Origin of the sequence: Micrococcus terreus (genome assembly GCF_900116905.1) — a bacterium.
Lineage (GTDB): Bacteria > Actinomycetota > Actinomycetes > Actinomycetales > Micrococcaceae > Citricoccus > Citricoccus terreus.
Genome location: NZ_FPCG01000013.1, coordinates 32,302 through 56,172, shown reverse-complemented (window position 1 = coordinate 56,172; position 23,871 = coordinate 32,302). Strand labels below are relative to the sequence as shown.

At 69.7% G+C, this 23,871-nt stretch carries 24 protein-coding genes; 17 read left to right on the top strand and 7 right to left on the bottom strand.

What is annotated here, in order from left to right:
- The 8 genes from BM355_RS12975 to BM355_RS12940 form a co-directional block, all read left to right on the top strand.
- Nucleotides 1-408: transposase (locus BM355_RS12975; protein WP_177227961.1), on the top strand; the 408-nt coding region annotated here is incomplete at its 5' end.
- Between the two features lie 48 nt (nucleotides 409-456).
- A complete protein-coding gene (locus BM355_RS12970; RefSeq protein WP_091699352.1) occupies nucleotides 457-744 on the top strand; it encodes a hypothetical protein in 288 nt (95 codons plus the stop codon).
- Nucleotides 745-746: 2 nt separating this feature from the next.
- Nucleotides 747-1,145 (top strand): VOC family protein, encoded by a 399-nt coding sequence (locus BM355_RS12965; protein WP_091699350.1) that lies wholly within the window; start codon nucleotides 747-749, stop codon nucleotides 1,143-1,145.
- A gap of 49 nt (nucleotides 1,146-1,194) precedes the next feature.
- Complete coding sequence (locus BM355_RS12960; protein WP_091699347.1) at nucleotides 1,195-2,610, top strand: dihydrolipoyl dehydrogenase family protein; 1,416 nt, start codon at nucleotides 1,195-1,197, stop codon at nucleotides 2,608-2,610.
- Nucleotides 2,611-2,753: 143 nt separating this feature from the next.
- Entirely contained in the window at nucleotides 2,754-3,176 is a 423-nt protein-coding gene (locus tag BM355_RS12955; protein WP_091699344.1) for a DUF3151 domain-containing protein, read from the top strand.
- A gap of 3 nt (nucleotides 3,177-3,179) precedes the next feature.
- On the top strand, nucleotides 3,180-4,283 hold the full coding sequence (locus tag BM355_RS12950; RefSeq protein ID WP_091699342.1) for a lactonase family protein: 1,104 nt from the start codon (nucleotides 3,180-3,182) through the stop codon (nucleotides 4,281-4,283).
- Between the two features lie 47 nt (nucleotides 4,284-4,330).
- Nucleotides 4,331-4,609, top strand: a complete 279-nt coding sequence (catC, locus tag BM355_RS12945) for a muconolactone Delta-isomerase (protein WP_091699340.1) — start codon at nucleotides 4,331-4,333, stop codon at nucleotides 4,607-4,609.
- Nucleotides 4,610-4,612: 3 nt separating this feature from the next.
- Nucleotides 4,613-5,242, top strand: coding sequence for a thymidine kinase (locus BM355_RS12940; protein ID WP_091699338.1), 630 nt, complete (start codon nucleotides 4,613-4,615; stop codon nucleotides 5,240-5,242).
- A gap of 3 nt (nucleotides 5,243-5,245) precedes the next feature.
- Here the strand turns inward: BM355_RS12940 and BM355_RS14385 are convergent, their stop codons facing one another.
- Nucleotides 5,246-5,590, bottom strand: coding sequence for a hypothetical protein (locus BM355_RS14385; RefSeq protein ID WP_177227960.1), 345 nt, complete (start codon nucleotides 5,588-5,590; stop codon nucleotides 5,246-5,248).
- A 477-nt stretch (nucleotides 5,591-6,067) separates the two neighbouring features.
- On the opposite strand from BM355_RS14385, the gene BM355_RS12925 reads away from it, so the two are divergent.
- Nucleotides 6,068-7,357, top strand: a complete 1,290-nt coding sequence (locus BM355_RS12925; RefSeq protein WP_091699332.1) for an adenylosuccinate synthase — start codon at nucleotides 6,068-6,070, stop codon at nucleotides 7,355-7,357.
- Nucleotides 7,358-7,421: 64 nt separating this feature from the next.
- Here BM355_RS12925 and BM355_RS12920 read toward each other — a convergent pair whose 3' ends face one another.
- Nucleotides 7,422-8,081: an IclR family transcriptional regulator gene (locus BM355_RS12920; RefSeq protein ID WP_091699367.1), complete on the bottom strand. Its 660-nt coding sequence runs from the start codon at nucleotides 8,079-8,081 to the stop codon at nucleotides 7,422-7,424.
- Between the two features lie 89 nt (nucleotides 8,082-8,170).
- Between BM355_RS12920 and BM355_RS12915 the strand changes: the two genes are divergently transcribed.
- From BM355_RS12915 to hutH, 3 genes are all read left to right on the top strand, one after another.
- The gene (locus tag BM355_RS12915) at nucleotides 8,171-9,877 is read left to right on the top strand and encodes a urocanate hydratase (protein WP_091699330.1); all 1,707 of its coding nucleotides are present in this window, start codon (nucleotides 8,171-8,173) and stop codon (nucleotides 9,875-9,877) included.
- A 6-nt stretch (nucleotides 9,878-9,883) separates the two neighbouring features.
- Complete coding sequence (gene hutI, locus BM355_RS12910) at nucleotides 9,884-11,086, top strand: imidazolonepropionase (RefSeq protein WP_091699328.1); 1,203 nt, start codon at nucleotides 9,884-9,886, stop codon at nucleotides 11,084-11,086.
- Nucleotides 11,087-11,189: 103 nt separating this feature from the next.
- The gene (hutH, locus tag BM355_RS12905; protein ID WP_425435636.1) at nucleotides 11,190-12,809 is read left to right on the top strand and encodes a histidine ammonia-lyase; all 1,620 of its coding nucleotides are present in this window, start codon (nucleotides 11,190-11,192) and stop codon (nucleotides 12,807-12,809) included.
- A gap of 1 nt (nucleotide 12,810) precedes the next feature.
- Here hutH and hutG read toward each other — a convergent pair whose 3' ends face one another.
- On the bottom strand, nucleotides 12,811-13,845 hold the full coding sequence (gene hutG, locus BM355_RS12900; RefSeq protein ID WP_091699323.1) for a formimidoylglutamase: 1,035 nt from the start codon (nucleotides 13,843-13,845) through the stop codon (nucleotides 12,811-12,813).
- Nucleotides 13,846-13,944: 99 nt separating this feature from the next.
- On the opposite strand from hutG, the gene BM355_RS12895 reads away from it, so the two are divergent.
- Complete coding sequence (locus BM355_RS12895) at nucleotides 13,945-14,763, top strand: carbon-nitrogen hydrolase family protein (protein WP_091699322.1); 819 nt, start codon at nucleotides 13,945-13,947, stop codon at nucleotides 14,761-14,763.
- Nucleotides 14,764-14,964: 201 nt separating this feature from the next.
- Here the strand turns inward: BM355_RS12895 and BM355_RS12890 are convergent, their stop codons facing one another.
- The gene (locus BM355_RS12890) at nucleotides 14,965-17,400 is read right to left on the bottom strand and encodes a YhgE/Pip domain-containing protein (protein ID WP_177227959.1); all 2,436 of its coding nucleotides are present in this window, start codon (nucleotides 17,398-17,400) and stop codon (nucleotides 14,965-14,967) included.
- Between the two features lie 535 nt (nucleotides 17,401-17,935).
- Between BM355_RS12890 and BM355_RS12885 the strand changes: the two genes are divergently transcribed.
- Nucleotides 17,936-18,121 (top strand): hypothetical protein, encoded by a 186-nt coding sequence (locus BM355_RS12885; RefSeq protein ID WP_091699317.1) that lies wholly within the window; start codon nucleotides 17,936-17,938, stop codon nucleotides 18,119-18,121.
- Nucleotides 18,122-18,212: 91 nt separating this feature from the next.
- Here BM355_RS12885 and BM355_RS12880 read toward each other — a convergent pair whose 3' ends face one another.
- The 3 genes from BM355_RS12880 to BM355_RS12870 all read right to left on the bottom strand — a co-directional run bounded on the left by BM355_RS12880 (nucleotide 18,213) and on the right by BM355_RS12870 (nucleotide 20,513).
- Complete coding sequence (locus tag BM355_RS12880; RefSeq protein WP_091699315.1) at nucleotides 18,213-18,728, bottom strand: CoA-binding protein; 516 nt, start codon at nucleotides 18,726-18,728, stop codon at nucleotides 18,213-18,215.
- Complete coding sequence (locus BM355_RS12875; RefSeq protein WP_091699364.1) at nucleotides 18,725-20,047, bottom strand: O-acetylhomoserine aminocarboxypropyltransferase/cysteine synthase family protein; 1,323 nt, start codon at nucleotides 20,045-20,047, stop codon at nucleotides 18,725-18,727. Before BM355_RS12875 ends, BM355_RS12880 begins: the two co-directional genes overlap by 4 nt.
- Before the next feature lie 79 nt (nucleotides 20,048-20,126).
- On the bottom strand, nucleotides 20,127-20,513 hold the full coding sequence (locus tag BM355_RS12870; RefSeq protein WP_091699312.1) for a hypothetical protein: 387 nt from the start codon (nucleotides 20,511-20,513) through the stop codon (nucleotides 20,127-20,129).
- Nucleotides 20,514-20,669: 156 nt separating this feature from the next.
- On the opposite strand from BM355_RS12870, the gene BM355_RS12865 reads away from it, so the two are divergent.
- The 3 genes from BM355_RS12865 to BM355_RS12855 all read left to right on the top strand — a co-directional run bounded on the left by BM355_RS12865 (nucleotide 20,670) and on the right by BM355_RS12855 (nucleotide 23,870).
- Complete coding sequence (locus BM355_RS12865; RefSeq protein WP_091699310.1) at nucleotides 20,670-21,053, top strand: DUF6507 family protein; 384 nt, start codon at nucleotides 20,670-20,672, stop codon at nucleotides 21,051-21,053.
- A complete protein-coding gene (locus BM355_RS12860) occupies nucleotides 21,050-22,474 on the top strand; it encodes a hypothetical protein (RefSeq protein ID WP_091699307.1) in 1,425 nt (474 codons plus the stop codon). The genes BM355_RS12865 and BM355_RS12860 overlap by 4 nt, the downstream gene beginning before the upstream one ends.
- Nucleotides 22,475-22,550: 76 nt before the next feature.
- Nucleotides 22,551-23,870 carry a hypothetical protein gene (locus tag BM355_RS12855; protein ID WP_091699304.1) on the top strand — a complete coding sequence of 440 codons (1,320 nt, stop codon included), beginning with the start codon at nucleotides 22,551-22,553 and terminating at the stop codon, nucleotides 23,868-23,870.
- The last annotated feature ends 1 nt before the right edge of the window (nucleotide 23,871 follow it).

Here is a 23,871-nt window from a genome sequence, read left to right as displayed (position 1 = left end):
ACCACCAAGATCCACCACGCCGTCGATGGCCGGGGCCGGCCGCTGGCCACGATCGTCACCGGTGGCCAGCGCAACGACGGGGCCGTGCTGGCACAAGTACTGGCCGAGATCCACGTTCCCCGGCCCGGCCCCGGGAAGGCGCGGACCCGACCGGAGGCGGTGATCGCGGACCGGGCCTATGCCACCGGGGTGATCCGCACCGAACTGCGTCGGCGCCGGATCCGGGCGGTCATCCCGGACAAGAAGGACCAGATCGCCGCCCGCCAACGGCGGGGTAGTCGCGGCGGGCGACCCCCGGCCTTCGACGGGCAGGCCTACCGCGGGCGCAACGTCGTGGAACGGTACGAGCTGGCTTGTTCGTCACCTTCCAGAAAGAAGGTGACCGGCCGTCGTCGTACCCGGGGGTAACTGGAAGAGTGGGAGGCAGAGGAGTTCTCAAGGCCGGAGGAGGCTGGGATGCCGTGGTTCGCGATCGTCGCCATTGTGGGTATCGGCGTGTGGGGCGTGGTGATGATCCTGTCCATGGTGCTGGGCAAACCGCTGCCGGGCACGCCCACCGTAGGGGCCCAGGAGCTGCAGGAGCTGCGTGAGCGGCTCGAGGCACTGGAGTCGGGAGAGACCGACCCACACGTGGAGCGGCGGATCGAACGGATCGAGGCCCGGCTGGACAAGCGTGAGGCCCGCGAGCTGGAACACGACGGCTGGGAGCGCCAGGCGCGTGAACTCGGGCTGGGGGAGAGCTGACCATGGCCGGACTGGTCCCGTACCTCTACCTGCCGGGCACCGCCCGTGAGGCACTGACCTTCTATCAGGGGGTGTTCGGCGGCGAACTCCAGCTGCACACCTACAAGCAGTTCCAGCGGGAGGACGGTCCCGGCGAGGCGATCGCACACGGGGAACTCGGGGGTGGGCCGGTGCAGCTCTTCGCCTCGGACGCCGCTGAGGGTGAGCCGACCTTGAGCATGGCCGGGATGCACTTCTCGCTGTTGGGCACGGCGGATGCGGCGACCCTGCGTATCTGGTTCGAGCAGCTGTCCGAGGGAGGCACGGTGATGGATCCGCTGCAGGTGCGGCCGTGGGGTGACAGCGACGGCCAGGTGGTGGACCGGTTCGGGGTGCACTGGCTGATCGGGTTCCAGGACTGAGCCGGACTCGCTGAGCGTCCGTCCAGAGGCCGGGCGTAGCGTTGAGGGCATGACATCTGCGCCGAACACCGTCTCCGAACAGCCGCGCCATCTCACCGCCGACGTGCTCGTGATCGGCTGGGGCAAGGGCGGCAAGACCTTCGCTGGGGCCATGGCGGGGCAGGGCAAGACCGTGGTGATGGTGGAGCAGGACGCGCTGCTGTACGGCGGCACCTGCATCAACATCGCGTGCGTTCCGACGAAGGCCTTGGTGCATGAGGCTGCCCGGCGTCGTGAGGGCGATGACCCCCGAGAGTTCTTCACCGAGGCGGTCCAGTTCCGGGACACCCTGATCGGCAAGCTCAATGACGTGAACCTGCACATGCTGCTGGACCAGGACGCCGTGACCGTGGTGGACGGACGGGCCCGATTCGTGGGGCCGCGCGAGGTGGAGGTGACCCCGTCCGCCGGTGGGCAGGGCGTGGCCGAGCATCTGCGGATCAGTGCCGAGACCGTGGTGATCAACACCGGCGCGGTCCCCGTGATGCCGCCGCTTGAGGGGATCGACCATCCGCGCGTGTACGACTCCACCACCATCCAGCACGCCGATCCGTTCCCGCGCCGGCTGGCGATCATCGGCGGAGGGCCGATCGGGCTGGAGTTCGCCTCCATGTTCCGCGACTTCGGAGCAGAGGTCACGGTGATCGCCCGCGGGGAGATCCTGGCGGGTGACGAGCCGGAGGTGCGTGACTCGGTGGTGAAGGTGCTGACCGAGGAGGGCATCATCCTGCGAACCGACGCCAGCGCGGAGTCGATCGCGGATGCTGAGAGCGGCGAGGGCGTGGTGGTGCGGATCGCCGACCAGGACCCGGTGCAGGCCGACGCCGTGTTGGTGGCGACCGGCCGGAAGCCCGCCACCGAGGATCTGGGTCTGGACGCCGCCGGTGTGGAGACCGATGAGCAGGGCGCCGTGGTGGTGGACGAGCAGGTGCGCACCACTTCCGAGGGTGTGTTCGCCCTGGGTGACGTCCACGGCGGGCAGCAGCAGACCTACCTCTCCCTGGACGACCACCGCGTGGTGCTCAGCGCGGTCACCGGGGACGGCGCTCGCCGGGTGTCAGACCGGGTGGCGGTGCCTGCCACCACGTTCATCACCCCGCCGCTGTCCACCGTGGGGATCACCGAAGCCCAGGCGCGCGAGGCCGGGCACTCGGTGAAGACGGCCGTGGCCCAGGTGGAGAAGATCAAGGCCATGCCCCGGCCCAAAACCCTGCGGGACGCCCGCGGTGTCATCAAGATCGTGGTGGACGCGGACACCGATCTGCTGCTGGGCGCCCGGCTGTTCCATGTGGACTCGCAGGAGGTCATCAACCTGCTGGCCCTGGCCATGCGCGCCGGCGTCACCGCCACGCAGCTGCGCGACGGCATCTGGACCCACCCCTCCTCCACCGAGGCGCTCAACGAGGTGTTGGGCCAGCTGGGCTGACGCTGCGCGCGCACGCTCGGCCCTGCGCGAATCGACCCGTACGGCGTCACACCCCGGCGGTAGAGTCGGAAGCGACCACGGGACCTGCGCCAGCCCCCTGACGCCGGCCCCGCACCGAATCGACCGCGTCCCAGGAGCACCCCATGTCCTCAGTGATCGGCAAGAACCTCATGCAGCCTGACCCCACGCTCCTGCCGGAGGAGCCGGAGGTATTGCAGCGCATCGAGGCCGGGGACCTGCCCGAGGACATCGCTCCGCACCACCCGGAGTCGTCCCTGGCCTGGGCCCTGATGGCGGACGACGCCTGGTCCGAGGGACGCACCATCGAGTCCTACGCCTTCGCCCGCGTGGGCTACCACCGTGGCCTGGACGCCCTGCGCCGCTCCGGTTGGCGCGGTGCCGGCCCCGTCCCGTGGAGCCACGAGCCCAACCGCGGGTTCCTGCGCGCCCTCTACGCCCTGGGCCGCGCCGCCGCAGCGATCGGCGAGTCCGAGGAGGTCACTCGCATCCGCACCTTCCTGGACGACTCCGACCCCACCGCCGCCGCCGCGATCGAGCAGGGCTGACTCGTGGCCACCGGCTCCCTCCTGGTCGGCACGTTCAACGACCCCGGCTCCGACCTCGGCGCGCCCCCGTCCTCCCACGGCCTGGTCACCACCACCGGCTGGCCCACCGCCCCTGAGGTCACGCACGGCTCCGGCCCGGACGCACCCTCCTGGCTGGTCCGTGGCCGCCCCGGCACCCGCACGGAGGGACGCCTCTACGCCGCCCTGCACGTGGAGGAGGGTGCGCTCGCGGTCCTCGAACCCGGCGAGGACCCCGGCGCCTGGACCACCGTCCAGCAGGTCCCCACACAGGGGAGCAGCACCTGCCACGCAGACCTCAACCCCTCCGCCACGTGGCTGGCCGCCGCCTCGTATGACTCAGCCACGCTGACCGTGGTCCCCGTGCACGACGACGGCCGGCTGGGTGAGGCGATCGCGGTCACCGCCCCGGAGGGGGCCGGTCCGATCGAGGGCCGCCAGGGCGAGCCCCACCTGCACTTCGTGCTGTTCCTGGACGACGACCGTCTGCTGGTCACCGATCTCGGTGCCGACCGCATCCTCGAGTACTCCGTGCAGGCGTTGACTCAGGGGCAGACCGAGCCGCGTCAGATCCACCGCCTCCCCGGCGGCACCGGCCCCCGGCACATCGCCGTGCTGGAGTGCCCCCATGATCCGGACTCGGTGCGCCTGGCCGTGGTGGGCGAGCTGGACTCGCGGATCCATGTGATGGACGTCCCCGCCGGCGACCCCGGTCCCGAGGGGTTCCAGGCAGTGGCGATCACCCCCACCCACCTGCCGGACGCCGATCCGGACTTCATCCAGGAGAACCTGCCCTCCCACCTCGTGCTCTCTGAGGACGGCTCGCTGATCTACGTGGCCAACCGCGGGAGGGACACCATCAGCGTCATCCGCGTGGCCGAGATCCCCGAGCTGATCGCCGAGGTCCCCTGCGGGGGTTCCTGGCCCCGCCACATCGAGCTCGTCCCCACACCCGCGGGGCAGGCCCTGGCCGTGGCGCTGGAACGCGATGACGCCGTCGTGCTCCTGCCTCTGGGAGAGAACGGAACGCCGCAGGCCCCGTCCGGTCAGGTGACTGTCCGGCGCCCGGGCTTCGTGCTCCCGCTCTGACCCGCACTCACACCCCCCCACCCGCAACCGACCTGACTGGAGACCACATGCTGTACCTGGCACGGATGGACGTGACCTTCCCCGAATCGATGAGCCCTGAGACCAAGGCCGACTTCGTGGCGCAGGAGAAGGAGTACTCCGGCAACCTGCAGCGTGAGGGCAAGATGGTGGACATCTGGCGCGTGGTCGGTGAGTACGCCAACTACTCCGTCTATGACGTGGCCGATCATGATGAGCTGCACGCCGTGCTCTCCGGCTTCCCCATGTACCCCTACATGAAGATCAAGGTCACCCCGCTGGCCAAGCACCCCAACTCCATCAAGTAGCCCGTGGCCAAGCTCTACTTCCGCTACGGGGCCATGAACTCCGGCAAGTCCACCGGGCTGCTGCAGGCCGCCTTCAACTACGAGGAGCGGGGCCAGCGGGTGCTGCTGGCCAAGCCGCAGGTCGACTCCAAGGGCGAAGACCAGATCGTCTCCCGCCTGGGTGTCACCCGCACGGTGGACTTCCTCATCCCGCACGGCTCCAGCGTTCTGGACCTGTTCCACCAGCACGCCACCGGGGACGATCCCGAGGCGCTGCTCTCCCACGTGGACGCCGAGGTCAAGCCCGTGGCCTGCCTGCTGGTGGACGAAGCCCAGTTCCTGGAGCCGGCCCAGGTGGATGACCTGCTGCGCATTGCGGTCCTGGAGAACGTGCCGGTCATGGCCTATGGCATCCGCACCGACTTCCGCACCCAGTCCTTCCCGGGCTCGGGCCGGCTGATGGAGCTGGCGCACTCGGTGGAGGAGCTCAAGACCATCTGCCGGTGCGGGCGCAAGGCCATCTTCAACACCCGCAAGGCGGGGGAGACCTTCGTGTTCGAGGGCGACCAGGTGGCGATCGACGGCGTGGAGGTCACCTATGAGTCCCTCTGCGCGGTCTGCTACCTCACCGAGTCCGGCGGCCGCCTGGGCTGAGGCTCAGCGGCGGACCGGCGTGCGGTCCGGGCCCTGACCGGGAGCGGCGTGATGGTCGCGGTACCAACGCGGCATCCAGTTCAGGTTCCACCAGAACAGGGTGAACACGACGCCGGCCACACCGATCCCAGCGGCGATGTCCAGTGCCGCTCCGGCTGAGGAGTCACCGGCCCAGTCCGAGCAGGCCCACAGCACGGCGGCCAGGCCGAGGAACGTGAGCATCGGCGGCAGGTAGAGGTGGTCCGTGAACGGGCCACGCCAGTCGGCCCAGCCACGCCAGGCACCCACCCAGGTGACGGCGGCGCCGGCCAGCAGCAGAAGTCCGATGATCAGTCCCGCGATGGTCATGGGTCGACCCTACCCGCGCAGGACAGCGGATACGGTGGGAGGGTGAGCGACGAGCATCATCCCCAGGGGCTGCCGACCTGAGCCAGGTTCTCCAGAGCGGGCGGTGATGCCCCGTTGCCTGGCCCTCAGGACATCCCGCGCTCGCGGCCCTGGTAGGCGCCCTCGCGGGCGAGCAGTCCGCCAGACCCTCACTCCAGTGCAGGATGAGGTCGGCCGGGCCGGTGTCGGTGAGGATCAGGGCGAGGATCGCGACGACGGAGGTCAGCACGATCGAGAACACCAGTGTCGAGGGGATGAACCGCTCAACGATGTTGTTGACCGGACGCATCCAGCGGGGCCCCTGTGCGCTAGGATCCAAAGGCAAGAGCCTCTGTCTTGCCGGTGTTGCCCTCGGGCCGTGAACGGGCAAAACGGAGGCGTTGTCATGTCCGGGGGAGTCCCGGGCAGAACGATGTCAGCTGACCTCCAGGAGGACCAATGCCCGCCATCGCGATCGTCGGAGCCCAGTGGGGCGACGAAGGCAAGGGGAAGGCCACCGACCTGCTCGGCGGAATCGTCGACTACGTGGTCAAGCCCAACGGCGGCAACAACGCCGGCCACACCGTGGTGGTCGGCGGCGAGAAGTTCGAGCTCAAGCTCCTTCCCGCCGGCATCCTCTCCCCGAACGCCACCCCGGTGATCGGCAACGGCGTGGTGGTGAACCTGGAGGCACTGTTCCAGGAGATCGACGGGCTGCAGGCCCGCGGCCAGGACTGCTCGCACCTGAAGATCTCCGCCAACGCGCACCTGGTGGCCCCGTACCACCAGACCATGGACAAGGTCACCGAACGGTTCCTGGGCAAGCGCGCCATCGGCACCACCGGGCGCGGGATCGGCCCCGCCTACATGGACAAGGTGGCCCGCCTGGGCATCCGCGTGCAGGACATCTTCGACGAGTCCATCCTGCGCCAGAAGATCGACGGTGCCCTGCGGCAGAAGAACGAGCTGCTGGTCAAGCTCTACAACCGCCGTTCCATCACCGTGGACGAGATCGCCGAGTACTTCCTGGGCTACGCCGACCGCCTGCGCCCCATGGTGGTGGACACCACCATCCTGCTCAACGACGCCCTGGATGCCGGCAAGGTGGTGCTGATGGAGGGCGGCCAGGCCACCTACCTGGACGTGGACCACGGCACCTACCCGTTCGTCACCTCCTCCAACCCGACGGCGGGCGGGGCCTCCGTGGGCGCGGGAATCGGTCCCACGCGGTTCACCCGCACGATCGGGATCGTCAAGGCCTACACCACGCGTGTGGGTGCCGGCCCGTTCCCCACCGAGCTCTTCGATGACATGGGTGAGCGGCTGCGCACCGTGGGCGGCGAGTTCGGCGTGAACACCGGACGCCCCCGCCGCACCGGCTGGTATGACGCCGTGATGGCCCGCTACGCCACCCGGATCAACGGGTTCACGGACTACTTCCTCACCAAGCTGGACGTGCTCACCGGCCTGGAGCAGATCCCGGTGTGCGTGGCCTACGACGTGGACGGTGTCCGGCACGACGAGATGCCGATGACCCAGACCGAGTTCCACCACGCCAAGCCGATCTTCGAGCACTTCCCGGGCTGGACCGAGGACATCTCCGGCGCCCGGTCGCTGGACGATCTGCCCACCAACGCCCGGGACTACGTGCTGGCCCTGGAGAAGATGTCCGGCACCCGGATCTCCGCGATCGGCGTGGGCCCGGGCCGCGACCAGGTCATCCAGGTGCGCGACCTGGTCAACGACTGAGTCTCACCAGAGCGGCACAGCCTGACGGACTGACAGCCTGACTGCTGCACAGTCCCTGGCCGGCTCACTCCCCGCTGAGTGCGCCGGCCAAGGACTGTGTGGCCTCCACCAGGGCCTGGCCGCACCGCTCGGCCAGCTCGTCCGTGCACCGGTAGGTCGGTACCAGGGTGCTCAGGGCGCCCACCACCGTGCCGTGCACCGTCACCGGGGCACTCAACGCCGTCACATCCGACTCCACGGTGTCCTGGATCAACGCGAACTGTCTGGCCGGGATCTCCCCGCGCAGCACCTGTCCCACCGCCGTGCCCTCCAACGGGACCGAGCGGCCCACCCAGTTGGTGTGCCGCACCGAGTGCGTGCCCTCCACGATCTTGATGTACATCGCCGTGCCGGCCGGGCCCGGGATGGACAGGTACACCGACTCGCCGGTCCGCTCCACCACCTGCTCCATGGGCACCTGGGCCAACGCGATCAACGGCTCCCGGGAGAACGCCCGCGCCCCCAGCTGCAGGAGGCGCGACCCCGGACGGAAGCGGCCGTCGTCGTCCCTCATCACCAGTCCCGCCGTCTCCAGGCTGCGCAGCAGACGCAGCGCCGTGGAGGTGGCCAGATCGGTCTGACGTGCGGCGTCGGCGAGGGAGAGCGGCGGGTGCTCGGTCACGATCGCCAGCAGGTTCAGGGCGCGATCCACCGTGCGCGTGGACGGGGCGGAGGGGCTGGTCATGGACGGAATCGTACCCGGGGGGTTGTGCAGATCACACATCCGCGTTTCAATAGGTGGCAATCCACTGCCATCCAGTGAAAGACGTAACCGTGACGACCTCCTTCACCCAGCACGATCCCACCCGCACCGTCCGTGCGCCCCGCGGCACCGAGATCAGCGCCAAGAGCTGGCAGACCGAGGCACCCCTGCGCATGCTGATGAACAACCTGGACCCGGAGGTCGCCGAGCGCCCCGAGGACCTGGTGGTCTACGGCGGCACCGGCCGCGCGGTCCGATCCTGGGAGGCGTTCGACGCGATCGTGCAGACCCTCAAGGACCTGGAGGAGGACGAGACCCTGCTGGTCCAGTCCGGCAAGCCCGTGGGCGTGATCCGCACCAACAGGTGGGCCCCGCGCGTGCTGATCGCCAACTCCAATCTGGTGGGGGACTGGGCGAACTGGAAGGAGTTCCGCAAGCTCGAGGCCGAGGGCCTGATGATGTACGGCCAGATGACGGCCGGCTCCTGGATCTACATCGCCACGCAGGGCATCCTGCAGGGCACCTATGAGACCTTCGCGGCGATCGGCCGGAAGCTGGGTAGGAACGACGACGGCACCTTGCGTGGCACCGTGACCCTCACCGGTGGCTGTGGCGGCATGGGTGGCGCCCAGCCGCTGGCCGTCACCCTCAATGGCGGCGTCTGCCTGATCGTGGACGTCTCCGAGGAGCGGCTGCGCCGCCGGGTCTCCAAGCGGTACCTGCACGAGATCGCCCCGGACCTGGACGCGGCGATCGCCCGGGTGAACCAGGCCCAGCAGGACGGCGAGGCCGTCTCCGTGGGACTGGTGGGCAACGCCGCCGAGGTCTTCCCCGAGCTGCTCAAGCGCCACCAGGCCGGGCAGGTGCAGATCGACATCGTCACCGATCAGACCTCCGCGCATGATCCGCTGTCCTACCTCCCCGTGGAGTACTCCCTTCAGGAGTGGACCCGCGAGGCCGAGGCCGACCCGGACGGCTTCACCAAGAAGGCCCAGACCTCCATGGCACGGCACGTGGAGGCGATGGTGGGGTTCCAGGACGCCGGCGCCGAGGTGTTCGACTACGGCAACTCCATCCGGGACGAGGCACGCCAGGCCGGCTACTCCCGGGCGTTCGAGTTCCCGGGCTTCGTCCCGGCCTACATCCGTCCGCTGTTCTGCGAGGGGCTGGGCCCGTTCCGCTGGGTCGCGCTCTCCGGAGACCCGGAGGACATCCGCGTGACCGATGAGGCGCTCAAGGAACTCTTCCCGGAGAACGAGCACCTGCACCGCTGGCTGGACGGCGCCGCCGAGTTCGTGGAGTTCGAAGGCCTGCCCGCACGCATCTGCTGGCTGGGCTACGGCGAGCGCCACCAGGCCGGACTGCTGTTCAACCGCCTGGTCGCCGAGGGCAAGGTCAAGGCCCCGATCGCGATCGGCCGCGACCACCTGGACTCCGGTTCGGTGGCCTCCCCGTACCGCGAGACGGAGTCCATGCTGGACGGCTCGGACGCGATCGCCGACTGGCCGCTGCTCAACGCGCTGACCGCCACCTCCTCCGGCGCCACCTGGGTGTCCATCCACCACGGCGGCGGTGTGGGCATCGGCCGCTCCATCCACGCCGGGCAGGTGGGCCTGGCCGACGGCACCGAGCTGGCCGCCGCCAAGCTCGAGGCGCTGCTGACCAACGATCCGGCCATGGGACTGTTCCGTCATGCCGACGCCGGGTACCGCCGCGCGGTGGAGGTGGCCGCCGAACGCGGTGCGCGCATCCCCATGGACCCCACTGTGCGAGACTGAGCGGCCATGAGCGCAGAGCTGATCACGGACATCGGCGAACTGACCACGGTGGACCCGGAGGAACGGGTCCTGCAGGACGCCGCCGTGGTGATCGAGGGGGACCGGATCGCCTGGATCGGCCCCGCCGCCCAGGCCCCGGCCGCGGACACCGTCACCTCCGTGGAGGGCCGTGCCCTGCTGCCGGGGTGGGTGGACTCCCACACCCACCTGGTGTTCGCCGGGGACCGCTCCGCAGAGTTCGAGGCCCGCATGGCCGGGCAGTCCTACGCCGCCGGCGGGATCAACGTCACCACGGAGGCCACCCGCGCGGCCAGCGACGCCCAGCTGCGCGAGCTGGTCACCGGGCGGGTGCAGGACGCCGTCCGGGGCGGCACCACCTACCTGGAGACCAAGACCGGGTACGGGCTTTCCGTGGACGAGGAGATCCGCCAGGCCCGCCTGCTCGCCGAGCTGCGGACCGAGGGCGTGGTGGACCAGGTGACCTTCCTCGGCGCCCACCTGGTGCCCCCGGGAGGTGACGCGGACGCCTATGTGCGTGACGTCGTCGGGCCCATGCTGGAGGGCGTGCGCGAGCACGTGCAGTGGGCGGATGTGTTCTGTGAGCGCGGCGCCTTCACCCAGGAGCAGTCCCGCACCGTCCTGCAGGCCTGCGCCGAGGCCGGGCTGGGGCTGCGCGTGCACGGCAACCAGCTGGGGGAGGGGCCGGGCGTGGCGCTCGCCGTCGAGCTGGGCGCCGCCAGCGTGGACCACGTCAACCACCTCACTCCCGACGACGTCGCGACCCTGGCACAGTCCTGGTCCGGTTGGGAGCGGGGCGGGCAGAGTGCACCGGGCACCGTGGCCACCTGCCTGCCGGCCTGCGACCTCTCCACGCGAGAGCCGCTGGCGCCAGGCCGGGAGCTGCTCGATGCGGGCGTGCAGATCGCGCTGGCCTCCAACTGCAACCCCGGGACCAGCTACACCTCGTCCATGAACTTCTGTGTGGGCACCGCCGTGCTGCAGATGCACCTGAGCCTGGCCGAGGCGGTGCGGGCAGCCACCTTCGGCGGGGCGCTGGCACTGCGTGCGCAGGATGAGGTGGGCAGCATCGAGGTGGGCAAGCGGGCGGATCTGCACCTGCTGGACGCCCCCGCCGCGATCCACCTGGCCTACCGCCCCGGGATGCCGCTCACCCACGCCGTCTGGCGGGCCGGCCGCCGCGTGGTCTGAGTCGCCGCTCCAGTACGACCTGCACGAGCTGCACAACCTGTATGACCCCTACGACACCACCCCCGTCCACACTCGCGGGCCCACCGGCCCGGACCCAGGAGAGATTGTGACCCACCCTCAGTCAGCCCAGACCGTGACCCTCAGCCCCTCCGGCACCACTCTCGCCGACGTGGTCGCCGTGGCCCGGCACGGGGCCCAGGTCCGGCTCAGCGACCAGGCACTGCAGTCCGTGGCCGAGGTGCGCCAGCACGTGGAGGACCTGGCCGCCGGGGAGACTCCCACCTACGGCATCTCCACCGGGTTCGGGGCGCTGGCGGACAAGCACATTCCGCAGGAGTCGCGCGCGCAGCTGCAGAAGTCGCTGATCCGCTCCCACGCCGCGGGCATGGGCCCGGCTGTGGAGACCGAGGTGGTGCGGGCCCTGATGTTCCTGCGCTCCACCACTCTGGCCTCCGGGCGGACCGGAGTGCGCCCCGTGGTGGTCCAGACCATGGTGGACCTGCTCAACGCCGGCATCACCCCCGTGGTGCGGGAGTACGGCTCCCTGGGCTGCTCCGGAGATCTGGCACCGCTGTCCCACGTGGCGCTGACCCTGATGGGGGAGGGTGAGGCCGCCGGGCCGGGCGGAGCCGTCCGGCCCTCCGGGGAGCTGATGGCCGAGGCCGGGATCGCGCCGGTGGAGCTGCGGGAGAAGGAGGGGCTGGCCCTGATCAACGGGACCGAGGGCATGCTGGGCATGCTCATCCTGGCCCTGCATGACCTGATTGCGCTCGCGGACACCGTGGACCTGACGGCGGCCATGGCGGTGGAGGCCCTGCTGGGCACGGACCGCGTGTTCGTCCCCGAGCTGCACGCCCCGCTGCGCCCGCACCCGGGTCAGGCCCGCGCTGCGGACCGGATGCTGCGGATCCTGGCCGGCTCGCCGATCGTCGCCTCCCACCGTGAGGGCGACTCCCGCGTGCAGGACGCCTACTCGCTGCGCTGTGCACCCCAGGTCTCCGGCGGACTGCGGGACCTGCTGGACTACGCCACCACCGTGGCCGAACGGGAGCTGGCCGCCACCATCGACAACCCTGTGGTGCTGCCGGACGGCCGGGTCTCCTCCAACGGCAACTTCCACGGTGCACCCGTGGCCTACGTGCTGGACTTCCTGGCCATCCCCGTGGCGGATGTGGCCTCCATGTCCGAGCGGCGCACCGACCGCATGCTGGACCCGGCCCGCTCCCACGGGTTGCCCGCGTTCCTGGTGGACGATCCCGGTGTGGACTCGGGCATGATGATCGCCCAGTACACCCAAGCCGGACTGGTCTCGGAGATGAAGCGCCTGGCCGTCCCGGCCTCCGTGGACTCCATCCCGTCCTCCGCCATGCAGGAGGACCACGTGTCCATGGGCTGGCACGCCGCTCGCAAGCTGCGCACCTCGGTGGAGAACCTGCGCCGGGTGCTGGCGGTGGAACTGGTGGCCGCCGGCCGGGCGATCGACCTGCGTGCCCCGCTGCAGCCCGGTCCCGCCACCGGTGCTGCCCTGGGCGTGCTGCGCACCCGCGTGGAGGGGCCCGGCCCCGACTCCTTCATGGCACCCCAGCTGGCCGCCGCCGAACAGCTGCTGCGCGAGGGCTTCGTGCTGGCCGCCGTGGAGGAGGTGCTGTCCCAGGCCGGTGCCGGCGACTCAGGTGCCGAGGACCTCGCCGGGGTGGACCACCCCACCGCCGAGGGGCACTAGGTCAGGACTGGTGCCGCGTGACGATCGTGTGGATCAGTCGTGCGGCGGTCCGGGCGGTGCGCCCGTCCACATCCAGCGTGGGATTCAGTTCCACGACGTCGGCCAGCGCCAGCTTCCCGGACCGGGTCGCCTCCTGCACGCAGGCGGTGATGACCTCCAGGGGCACCCCCAGTCCGGCGGGTGCACTCACGCCCGGGGCCACGGCTGCCGGCAGCACGTCCAGGTCGATGGTCAGGTAGAGCACGTCCACCTCGGCGATGAACCCGCGCACGAACTGGCGCACCGCATCCAGGTCGGCGGTCTGGGACTGCTCGTCCGTCAGCCACCGCACGCTCAGCTGTTCGGCGGTCTGGAACAGGATGCGGGTGTTGTTGGCCTCGCTGATCCCCACCACGGCATAGGAGAACTGCCGCCCGGCGGACTGCTCATCCTGGGCGGCCTGCAGGAACGGGGTGCCGGAGCTGGGCAGCGGGGCCTGGCGCAGATCGAAGTGGGCATCCAGGTTCAGGATCCCGATCCGGGTGTCCGAGCCCACGCGGGCTGACCCGGCCAGGCCGGAATAGGAGGCGTACGTGGTCTCATGCCCGCCGCCGAGCACCACCGTGAGGTCGTGGGCGTCCAGCAGTGCGGTGATGCGCTGGGCGAGCTGTGCTTGACCGACTTCCAGATCCCCGGGGGAGTCCTCATCACCGAGCTGAACGCTCACATCCCCGGCGTCGGCCAGGGAGCCGGTGCCGTCCACCACGGCCAGGGAAGACAGGGCAGAACGCAGGGCCGCCGGGCCCTGGGCGGCACCCACCCGGCCATGGTTGCGGCGCACGCCCTCGTCCGAGGCGAAGCCGACCAGCGCCGTGGTGTGGGCATCTCCGCCTGCGTCACTGTCTCCCCCTGCGGAAGCCGAACCGGCCTGCTCCGGTGAGGGGGCCGTCGTCGGGAAGGCTGTGGAGTCCAGGGCGCGGACCGCCTGATGCCAGCGCAGGTGTTCGGGGCCGGTGCCGTCAGTGCGTCCGGACCAGCCGGCGGGAGGAATGCTCATGACTCCATCCCACCCGGTTCGGCCCACGGGCGCAATCCCGGCGGGCGGCCGGGCGATAGGCTGGAGTCCCAGAGCCCCGCCCCGTCAGGAGGATGGACCATGAAGATCAGTGTCGGTCAGTTCCGGCCCACCGGAGTGATGGCGGAGAACCTCTCCTCCATGCGCCGTCTGGCCGAGTCTGCCCGGGAGGACGGCGCCGAACTGGTGCTGTTCCCGGAGGAGTCCATGTTCACCATCCGGCACGTGGCCGGGACCCTGTCCGAGGTGGTCGCCCAGCAGTGGGACGGATTCGTGGAGGGCCTGCAGCAGATCGCCGAGGACCTGCAGCTGGCCGTGGTGGCCGGCGGGTACGAGCCCTCCGGGACCGAGCTGCCCTACAACACGCTGGTGGCCGTGGACGAGAGCGGACAGGTGGCCGGCACCTACCGGAAGCTGCACCTCTACGACGCCTTCAAGTACAAGGAGTCCGACCGCATCCAGCCCGGCGACTCCGGGCTGCTGACCGTCCAGCTCGGTGGACTCACCTTCGGGCTGATGACCTGCTACGACCTGCGCTTCCCCGAGGTCGCCCGTGCCCTGGCCGTGGCCGGCGCCGACGTCCTGCTGATCCCCGCCGCCTGGTTCAAGGGCGACCACAAGATCGACCACTGGCAGACGCTGCTCAAGGCACGCGCCGTGGAGAACACCGTCTGGGTGGTCGCCGCCGGCACCCGCTCGGACAACACCGTGGGCCACTCGGCGATCGTGGATCCGCTGGCCATCCCGGTCGCTCACCTGGGCGAGGAGGCCGAGGCCATTGCGACGGCAGAGGTCACCCGCGAGCGGATCGACGAGGTGCGTTCCTTCCTGCCCGTGCTGCAGAACCGCCGCACAGACGTCCTGGAGGTCACCGTCGCCGAGGGCCAGCTCACCCCCTGACCACCCTTGCCAGGGAGTTCCCAGCCGGCGTTGCGGCTGTGCACACACTGGACTCCTACGCTGAAAGCACCTCATCAAGGTGCGAGTGATGACAAGAAGGGCCCTGGGCCCGGCATGCGTTCCCCCTCACGCAACCGGATCGCCCGGGGCCCTTCGCCATCCCCAGGGGAGTCCCTCGGGGATGGATCACTCAGGTGAGCCTCACTCCTCACCGTCCCAGACATGAGCTTCTGCGGTCTGCTCGCGGCGGCGGTTCATCACGAACATGACCGCCGGAATCGCCAGCAGCAGCAACGGGATCAGCAGCAGCCAGGCGGCCGGACCGGTGAAGACCCGATCGGCCGAAGCGGCCTGGGTGGAGGTGCGCAGCTCCTCGGTGCCCGAGGCCAGCTGCAGCGATCCGGAGGCCAGCCGCCCGGTCCCGTCGGCCAGCTCAGCGCTGCCCTCAGAGAGCTCCCGGGCACCGGCCTTGAGCTCCTTCGCACCATCGCTGAGGTCACCGGCGCCGGTGTCCAGCTGCTTCAGTCCGCCCTCGAGCTTGCCCGCACCCTGGGCGAGCTTCTTGGTGCCCTGGTTCAGCTTGGACGTGCCTGCGGCCAGGGCGGCATTGCCCTCGCGCAGCGTCACAGCACCCTCGGAGAGGGTTCCCGCTCCGGTGGTGACCTTCTGGGACCCGGCGACCAGGTCCGGGGTCTTGGACTTCAGCTCCGAGGTGCCCTCCTGCAGGGTTCCGGCACCTGTGGCCAGAGCCTGGTTGCCCTCGGCGAGGTCGCCGGCTCCGGCGGAGAGCGTGGCGGCACCGGTGAACAGCTGGCCCGCGCCGTCGGAGAGGTCCCCGGCGCCTGCCTGCAGCGTTCCTGCACCGGTCCTGAGCTGACCGGTGCCCTGGGCCAGGCGGCCCGAGCCCTCAGCCAGTGCCTGGTTGCCCTGCGCCAGCTCAGAGGCTCCGCTGGAGAGCGAGCCCGCACCGGCGAACAGCTGCTGGGCGCCGGTGGCCAGTGCGCCGGCCCCGTCGCTGAGCTGGCCTGCGCCTGCCTGGAGCTTCCCGGTGCCCTCGACCAGCTGCCCGGCACCGTCGGCCAGGGCCTGGTTGCCCTGAGCCAGTTCTCCGGCGCCGGCCTTGAGCTGCTGTGCCCCGGCGACCAGGCCCGGCTGAGACTGAGTCCCCTTCACCCCGGCCTGGATCTGGGCCAGCCCCGTCTTCAACTCGGTGGACCCGGCGTAGGCGTTCTTGCCTCCCGCCTCCAGCTCGGTCAGGCCGGCCTGCAGCTGGGAGGCCCCTCCGGCCACCTGGTCGGCCCCGGTGGACGCCTCAGTGGCACCGGCGGAGAGTCGGTCGGCGCCCGCACGGATCTGGGCCGAGCCGGCCTGGAGCTCGGCCACGCCGGCGTCCAGCTTCTGGCCACCCGCGTTGAGCTGCTCGAGCTGGACCAGCATCATGCCCACGGGGACGGCCGGGTTCTTCTGGGCGAACTCCAGCAGGTCACCGAGTCCGGTGGAGAGCTCTGCAGAGCCGGCCTTCAGACGAGCCTGGCCCTCCGTGCCCTGAGCCAGGCCGGCAGCGAGCTGCTGTGCACCGGTCTCCAGCTCCTGCACTCCGGTGGCGACCTGGGCCGAACCGCCCTTGAGGTCGGTGGCCCCGGTGAGGGCGCTGGTCAGCCCGCCCGAGAGCTGGCCCAGGCCCTGGTTGAGGTCGGTGGACCCCTGGGCGGCAGCGTCCACACCGCCGCTGAGACGCTGGGCCCCGGCGGCGAGGGAGTCGGCGCCGGCGGCGAGCTGGGCGGCTCCCTGGGAGGCGCGATCAGCACCGGTCTGGAGCTCCTGGGCACCGGCGTCCACCTGGTCCACGCCGGCGGCCAGGGAGCCCATTCCGGTCTTCAGGTCGTTGGCGCCGGCATCGAGGCGCCCCGCACCGGTCTTCAGTTCACCGGCACCGCCGGCGACCTTCTTGGCGCCCTCGGCTGCGGCACCTGCTCCAGCCTGAAGCTCCTGGGCGCCGGAGTCGACCTGTCCTGCACCGTCGGCGAGCCTGCCGGCACCGGCCTGGATCTCCCCGGCGCCGGCGTTGAGGCGTCCCGCACCGTCTCGGAGCTCCCCGGCACCGCCGGCCACCTTGCCTGCCCCCTCAGCGGCGGCACCGGCCCCTGTCTTGAGCTTCTGTGCACCTGCATCCAGCTTTCCGGCGGCGGCATCGGCGCGCTGTGCACCGGCAGTCACCTCACCGGAACCGGTGGAGAGCTTCTGGGCACCCTCGGCCAGCTTCTGCGCTCCGGTGGCAGCCTGGGCGGCGCCGGTGTTCAGCTCACCCGCGCCGTCCTTGAGCTCCTCCGCACCCGAGGCCAGCTCGGTCGAGCCCTCGTGCGCGTTCGAGGCGCCGTCGGCCAGTTTGGCGGTCCCTGCCTCGAGGTCCGAGGAGCCGTCGGCCAGGGCCTGGGCGCCTTCAGCGGCGCGGCCGGCACCGTCGTTGAGCTCGGTCGAGCCGGTCTGGGCGGTCCGCATGCCGTCGTCCAGTCGGACCGCGCCGTCGGCGACCTTGGTGCTGTACAGCGAGTAGAAGGCCAGGCCGCCGATCAGGAACAGTGCCAGCAGCGAAGCCAGCACCGCCCAGGGCAGGTGATGGCGAGTGCGTGAATGCATAGGTGCGTTCTTTCCGTACATCCAGGATCCTCAGATCCAGGGGGCGAGTGGATGCCGACCAGGGTGACCGGTCAGGGGCAGTGCTGGACGGGTGGTCCATCGCTCCGATCCGCATCCTCCGCGGTGATCACGCCAGATGTGAGCCGGGTCACAAGCACTAGCGTCAATGGTTACCAGCCAGTAACCCTGCGCGCAAGAGGGGTATCTGATACCCCCGACGACGCCGCTCGCCTCAGGACTGACAGCTTCCTCCCAGGCTCTGCCAGGTCAGCACACACCTACGCTTCCTATCCTGAAGTCACCTCATCAAGGTGCGAGTGATGACAGAGGGCCCCGGGCCCGGCAGAATGCGTTCCCCTCACGCAGCCGGACTACCCGGGGCCCTGCTCTGTCCGCTGCCAGACCAAGCGATGCCCACAGTGGGACTGCCGGGAGCACTGGCAGCCTGTGCGTGCACCGCTGAGGACCGTAGAGTGATCAGACCGCTGAGGCGAGCCAGCCTCGGTGCACACCCCACTCACTGACGGAGGCCACCATGCCATTGAAGAACCTGTTCCGCCGGGCCCAGTCCTTCGCGCGCAGCCCTGAAGGCAAGCGCATGATCAATCAGGCCGGCCGGGCCGCCCGCAGTCGCGGTGGTCGCCGCGGCGGCACCCGTCCCGCCGGTGGCGGTCTGATGGGTCTGGCCCAGCAGTTCCTGGGCCGCGGTCGCCGCCGCTGAGCTCTCCTTCTCTGCGCTGAGGCGCTCTGAGATGCACTGAGACCGAGCCGTGTGGCTCGGTCTCAGTGCGTCTGAGGGGCGGGGGAGCGGACTAGCGGTCCAGCTCCTGGCGCTTGGAGGAGATCACGCCGGTGTTGAAGCCGGCCAGGTTCAGGCCGCCGTGGAACCGAGCGTGCTCGATCTTCACGCAACGGTCCATCACCACGTTCATGCCCTTGGACTCAGCCAGGTGGGCGGCGTCCTCGTTCCAGATGCCCAGCTGCAGCCACACGGTCTTGGCCCCCGCCGCATGGGCCTCCTCCACGATCTCCGGGGCGTCCGAGGCCTTGCGGAAGACTTCCACCAGGTCCGGGGTCTCCGGCAGGTCCGCCAGCGAGGCGTAGACCGGCTGGCCCAGGATCTGCTTGCCCGCCTCGGCCAGCACCGGGTTCACGAAGTACACCCGGTAGGTGGTGGAGGAGAGCAGGTAGGTGGCCACGAAGTAGGAGGCACGGGCCGGCTTGTCCGAGGCTCCGACGATCGCGATCGACCGGGCGCGGCGCAGCAGGTCCAGCCGCTCCGGGGCGGTGGGACCGGTCCAGGTGCGGTCAGGCAGTGCGGTGCTCACTTGCTCTCCTCCGTGTTCGTGACGGCGGCGGTCAGGGCCTGGTCCAGGTCCCAGAGGATGTCCTCCACGTCCTCGATGCCCACGGAGATCCGGATCAGGTCCTCCGGGACACCGCCGGCCTCGAGCTGCTCGGGGGTGAGCTGCTGGTGGGTGGTGGAGGCCGGGTGCAGCACCAGGGTCTTGGCGTCGCCGATGTTGGCCAGGTGGCTGGCCAGCTGCAGGTTCGCGATGAACTGGGCCCCCGCCTCCCGGCCACCCTTCACACCGAAGCTGAACACCGAACCGGGACCGAGCGGCAGCAGCTCCTTCGCCCGCGCGTGGTGGGGGTGCTCGGGCAGGCCGGCGTAGGAGACCCAACTGATTCGATCATCGGCGGCCAGCCACTCGGCCACCCGCTGGGCGTTGGCCAGGTGGGCGTCCATCCGCTGGGCCAGGGTCTCCACGCCGATCATCAGCTGGAACGCGGACTGCGGGGCCAGAGACGGGCCGAAGTCGCGCAGCTGCTCCGAACGCAGCTTCGTCAGGAAGCCGTACTCCCCGAAGTTCCCCCACCAGGAGACGTTGCCGTAGGAGGGGACCGGCTCGGTCATGGCCGGAAAGCGCCCGTTGTCCCACGGGAAACGGCCGGACTCGATCACCACGCCGCCCAGGGTGGTGCCATGCCCGCCGAGGAACTTGGTGGCCGAGTGGATCACGATGTCCGCGCCGTGCTCGATCGGGCGGATCAGGTACGGCGGGGTCAGGGTGGCATCCACCACCAGCGGCACGCCGGCCTCATGCGCCACCCGGGCCAAACCGGGCAGGTCCACCACGTCACCGGAGGGGTTGGCCACGATCTCGGTGTAGACCGCCTTGGTGTTGGGCTGGATGGCGGCGGCGAAGTCCTCGGCCTCGGTGGAGTTCACGAACGTGGTCTCCACCCCGAACCGGCGCAGGGAGACGTCCAGCTGGGTGATGGTGCCGCCGTAGAGCTTGGAGGAGGCCACGATGTGATCGCCCGCCCCGGCCAGCGCGGCGAAGGTGACGAACTCCGCGGCCATGCCGGACGCCGTCGCCACAGCGCCCAGGCCGCCCTCCAGGGAGGCCATCCGCTCCTCGAACGCGGCCACCGTGGGGTTGCCGATGCGCGAGTAGATGTTGCCGTACTTCTGCAGCGCGAACAGGTTCGCTGCGTCCTGGGCGGACTCGAACACGAACGAGGAGGTCTGGTGGATCGGCACCGCGCGGGAGCCGTGCACCGCGTCCGGCACGGCGCCGGCATGCAGGGCGCGGGTGCGGAATCCGAACTGGTGGTCTGCCTGGTTGGGCTGGTCTTCCATGCGGTCATTCTTCACGACGACGGCCCGGTCACCTGGGCGTGTGTCCTCGGGCTACGTGGGGGCTCGGCCGGGGCCGCGGTCACCGGCGTTCGCCGGGCTCCCAGAGGGGAGCGTTGTTGCCCATGCGACCGCCGCGGCGATACCAGCGGCGGTACCAGGGCGGGGAGAGGAACAGCGGCCAGTGGACCAGGGAGATCAGACCAATGGGAATGCCGAGCAGCGCCAGGATTCCCCCGAGGGCACTGACCAGCTCCGGTGGGTCGGTGACGATGAGCTGCGGAGACAGCCCCACCAGGACCAAGCCGAGTCCCAGGTAGGTGTACGGCATGAAGTTGCGGGCCAGATAGTTGAAGATCGACGGGGTGGCCCGGGCCCATTCACGGTCGAAGCCGAGGATGCGGGTCAGGTTGGCGATGACCAACAGTCCGCCGAAGAGCAGGACGCCGATGCCGATCCACATGTCCATGCCTCCAGGGTAACCGTGTGGGCCGGCGTCTCTGTGCCGAGCCGAGGGATGGGGAGAACTCCCCATCGCGGCCGACAGGTCGGGTTCTTAGAATGACGGGGAACCGTTTCGCGGACCAGGACAGACCGCTTTCATGCACAGACAGGGAGGATACCCATGGCATTGAGCTCGTGGGACATCGAGGTAGAGACTGCCCGGGGTATCGTCAACACCACCAAAGGGCACTTCGACAAGATCGATCAGCTCAAGGTCGACTCGCAGGGTGCCGTCATGGACGCCATCACGGCCACGGACAACCTGGAGATCGGTCAGGCGCTGTCGATGACCAACAATGAGTACCTGTCCATCATGCTCGGCTCGGCCGAGGCCGTGGGGGACAACATCTGCCTGAAGATGCATGAGGCCATCAACGCCTACGTCGACGGGGATCGACAGGTGGCCGAGGACGCGCAGGCCGCTGTCTCCGCCATCCCGGACGAGGACCCGGAGGCGGACAAGGTCACGCCTCAGGTCCGCAACCGGCCGGGGGTTCCCCAGTGACCGTCTATCTCGAGGGCCTTCCGGCCAAGCTGCCGACTACGGAGAACATCCGCACTGCCGCCGCGAACATCTCCACAGCCGGGAAGGACGCGGTCACCTACGCCGAGGACGGTGCAGCGTCCTGGGCCGGTCTCTCCGCCGTCTACACCTCCCCGGACGACGAGCTGGTCAGCACGGCCCCGCAGATCGTCAAGACCTACGCGGAGGAGGCCGAGACCTGCTCCACCTCCATCAAGGACGCCCTGGATGCCTTCGCGGAGACGATCGACGGCCTGAAAGCCGAGTACGACGCGGTGAAGGCCGAGGCCGCCACGCACAACGCGGTGGACACCTCGGTCGAGGACTTCGACTGGGATGCACATGGCAGGGAGCGGAGTGCGCTTCAGGGCCGCATCGATGCCGTGGCCACCACCTATGACGAGGCCTCCAAGACGTGTGCGGATGCGATCAGCGCTGCCAACACCGGCAAGCTCTTCGAGATCGGAGACGGCGGACTTCCGGTCGGCCTCGCGTCCTTCGTGACCACCAAGGCCCTGGAGGGATACAGCACCAAGGGCAACGCCACCTACTTCACGTACGAGTTCGCCAACCCGCGGATCGTCAGGCCCTCCGTCCTGGATCGGCTCCCCATCCCTCCGGGGCTTGTCAACCGCCTGGATGAGTGGGTGGAGAGCGGCAATCGGTGGATCGATGAGAAGCATCGTCGCCTGCTTCCGGACGTCACCAAGAACCGGTTCGTGACCGAGACCGCGGGCTTCGACCCCTTCGCCAACCCACGCTTCACCGCGCTGATGGCCTCCCCGACTTTCCGGAAGCTCCTGGGTGCCCGTGGCGCGAACTCGAACGCCAGCTTCCGGCGTCTGCTGGAGCGCCATCACATCTCCGTGAAGGACGGCACGATCACCGTCGGCTACGCAGCGACGCTCGGCGATCGCAAGGGCAAGCCGAAGGTCCCCGGGTGGGCCAAGAACACCCTCCGAGGCATCAACGTCGGGGGACATGCTCTCGGATTCGCGTCGGCCACCAGCGAGCAGTACGAGGAACTGCGGACCAAGTACCCTGACTGGTCTGAGGAACAGCTGATGGCCGAGGCGGTCGCTGACGGAGCCACGACCCAGTTCGCCACGGCGCTGGGCGAGGAGGTGGGTTCGAAGGTTGGCACGGCTATCGGGCGTGCCGGTGGGGCCGCACTGGGGCAGGCTCTGATCCCCATTCCCGGCGTGGGCGCGGCCGTCGGCGGCGTGGTCGGCGGTTTCGTCGGCAACTTCGTCGGTGGTGCGGTCGGCGGATGGGTCGGCGGGAAGGTCGGCGGATGGATCGCGGACAACACGAACTTCACGGAAGCGGCCAAGGACATTGGAGGAGCGGTCTCTGGCGCGGCCAGCAAGGCCAAGGACTTCATCGGTGGGCTCTTCGGCTGAATCGGTCTGCACCAGATCACACTGAACCGACGACCGTAGACTGACACCGACCCCAGCGACCAAGGACAGTGCACCGATGACCAGTTCCTCCGACCAGCATTCAGCGACGACGGGGGAGACCTCGCGCATCCATGTCCAGATCCCCGGGGGCTGGGCAGCGGAGGAGTCTCCTCGCCCCGAGGTGGAGTTCTTCGCCTTCCCCCAGGTGAGTGGGGAGGGCGTGTTCGTCCCCAACATCGTCGGCACGATCAACCCGTTCGCCGGTGGCCTTCACGAGTTCTCGGCCTCCGCACAGGGGCACCTCTTCGCCCAGTTCGAGGATCTCCGAGTGATCGACGTGACCTGGTGGGAACGTGAGCAGGGGCCCGCGCGGGCCATTCTCTCCTCAAGGACCGATCACGGCAGGATCTTGGTGTCGGTGGACTACCTCTTCATCGAGAAGGGCTGGGCCGTCCAGCTGACTGCCACCATGACCCCACCGTCCTACCGTGCGCTGCGTCCGGTGTTCGACGCCATCGCTGCCAGCGCGAGGGTGGCGGACCACGTCCATGACGGCGATGGGCCGGCTGATGTGGGGCACCAGATCCGACTCGACGAGGTGGCAACCCAGGCCATGGGCCTTCCCTGTGAACGTCTGGACTCAGTGCGTTCCCTGGGCGTCTACCGCTCGAGCGGACCGGTGCTCTCTTCCGAGGCCTGGGAGCTGTTGGTCAGCCTGGCGCAGGGACACCGTCCGGGCCGGATGGCGCAGGGGACGCCGGCCGTCCACGAGCTGCAACGGGCCGAGCTGATGGACGGAACCAGTCCGTCCGAGGAGGCAGCGCTGATCCTGGAACTGCTGGCTCGTCCCCAGGCCCAGATCACGGTGCACGCACACCGTGGCGAGAGGGCCACGGACTTCCAGGCCTGGTTCGACAGCCGATTCGCGGTCATCGCCGCGGGGCCGTCTGCCGGGTACCTCGACCACGAACAGGTCGCCGACGTGGGGCACTCCGGCTACCGCCAGCTTGATGTGGTGACCACTGAAGACCTTCCCGGATCACTCTTCGCCTGGGCTGGTGCAGGGCCGGCCTGGTCCTTGGCATTGGATGAGGAGACCGTCTCCCAGGAGCAGCTCATGCGCCACTGGACTGCGCAGGCGGAGGCTCCGGGGAGCTCTCCGGTGGACCAGGCCGTATGGGCGGAGCCATGGTTCATCTGGACGCTCAATGCCGCTGGCCCCACCTCGAAGATGGAGGAAGTGGTGCGCGTGTCGGCCGGAGACAGGGGCACCTACCGGCTCTATGCGTCCGCGAGTCGTGACTCCGGCGAAGTCAGCCTGCAGGCCGAGCCGTCCTGGACCATCTACGAACACCTGTTGGGCACGGTCTCGGAACTGGTGGGGCCGCACTCCTGAT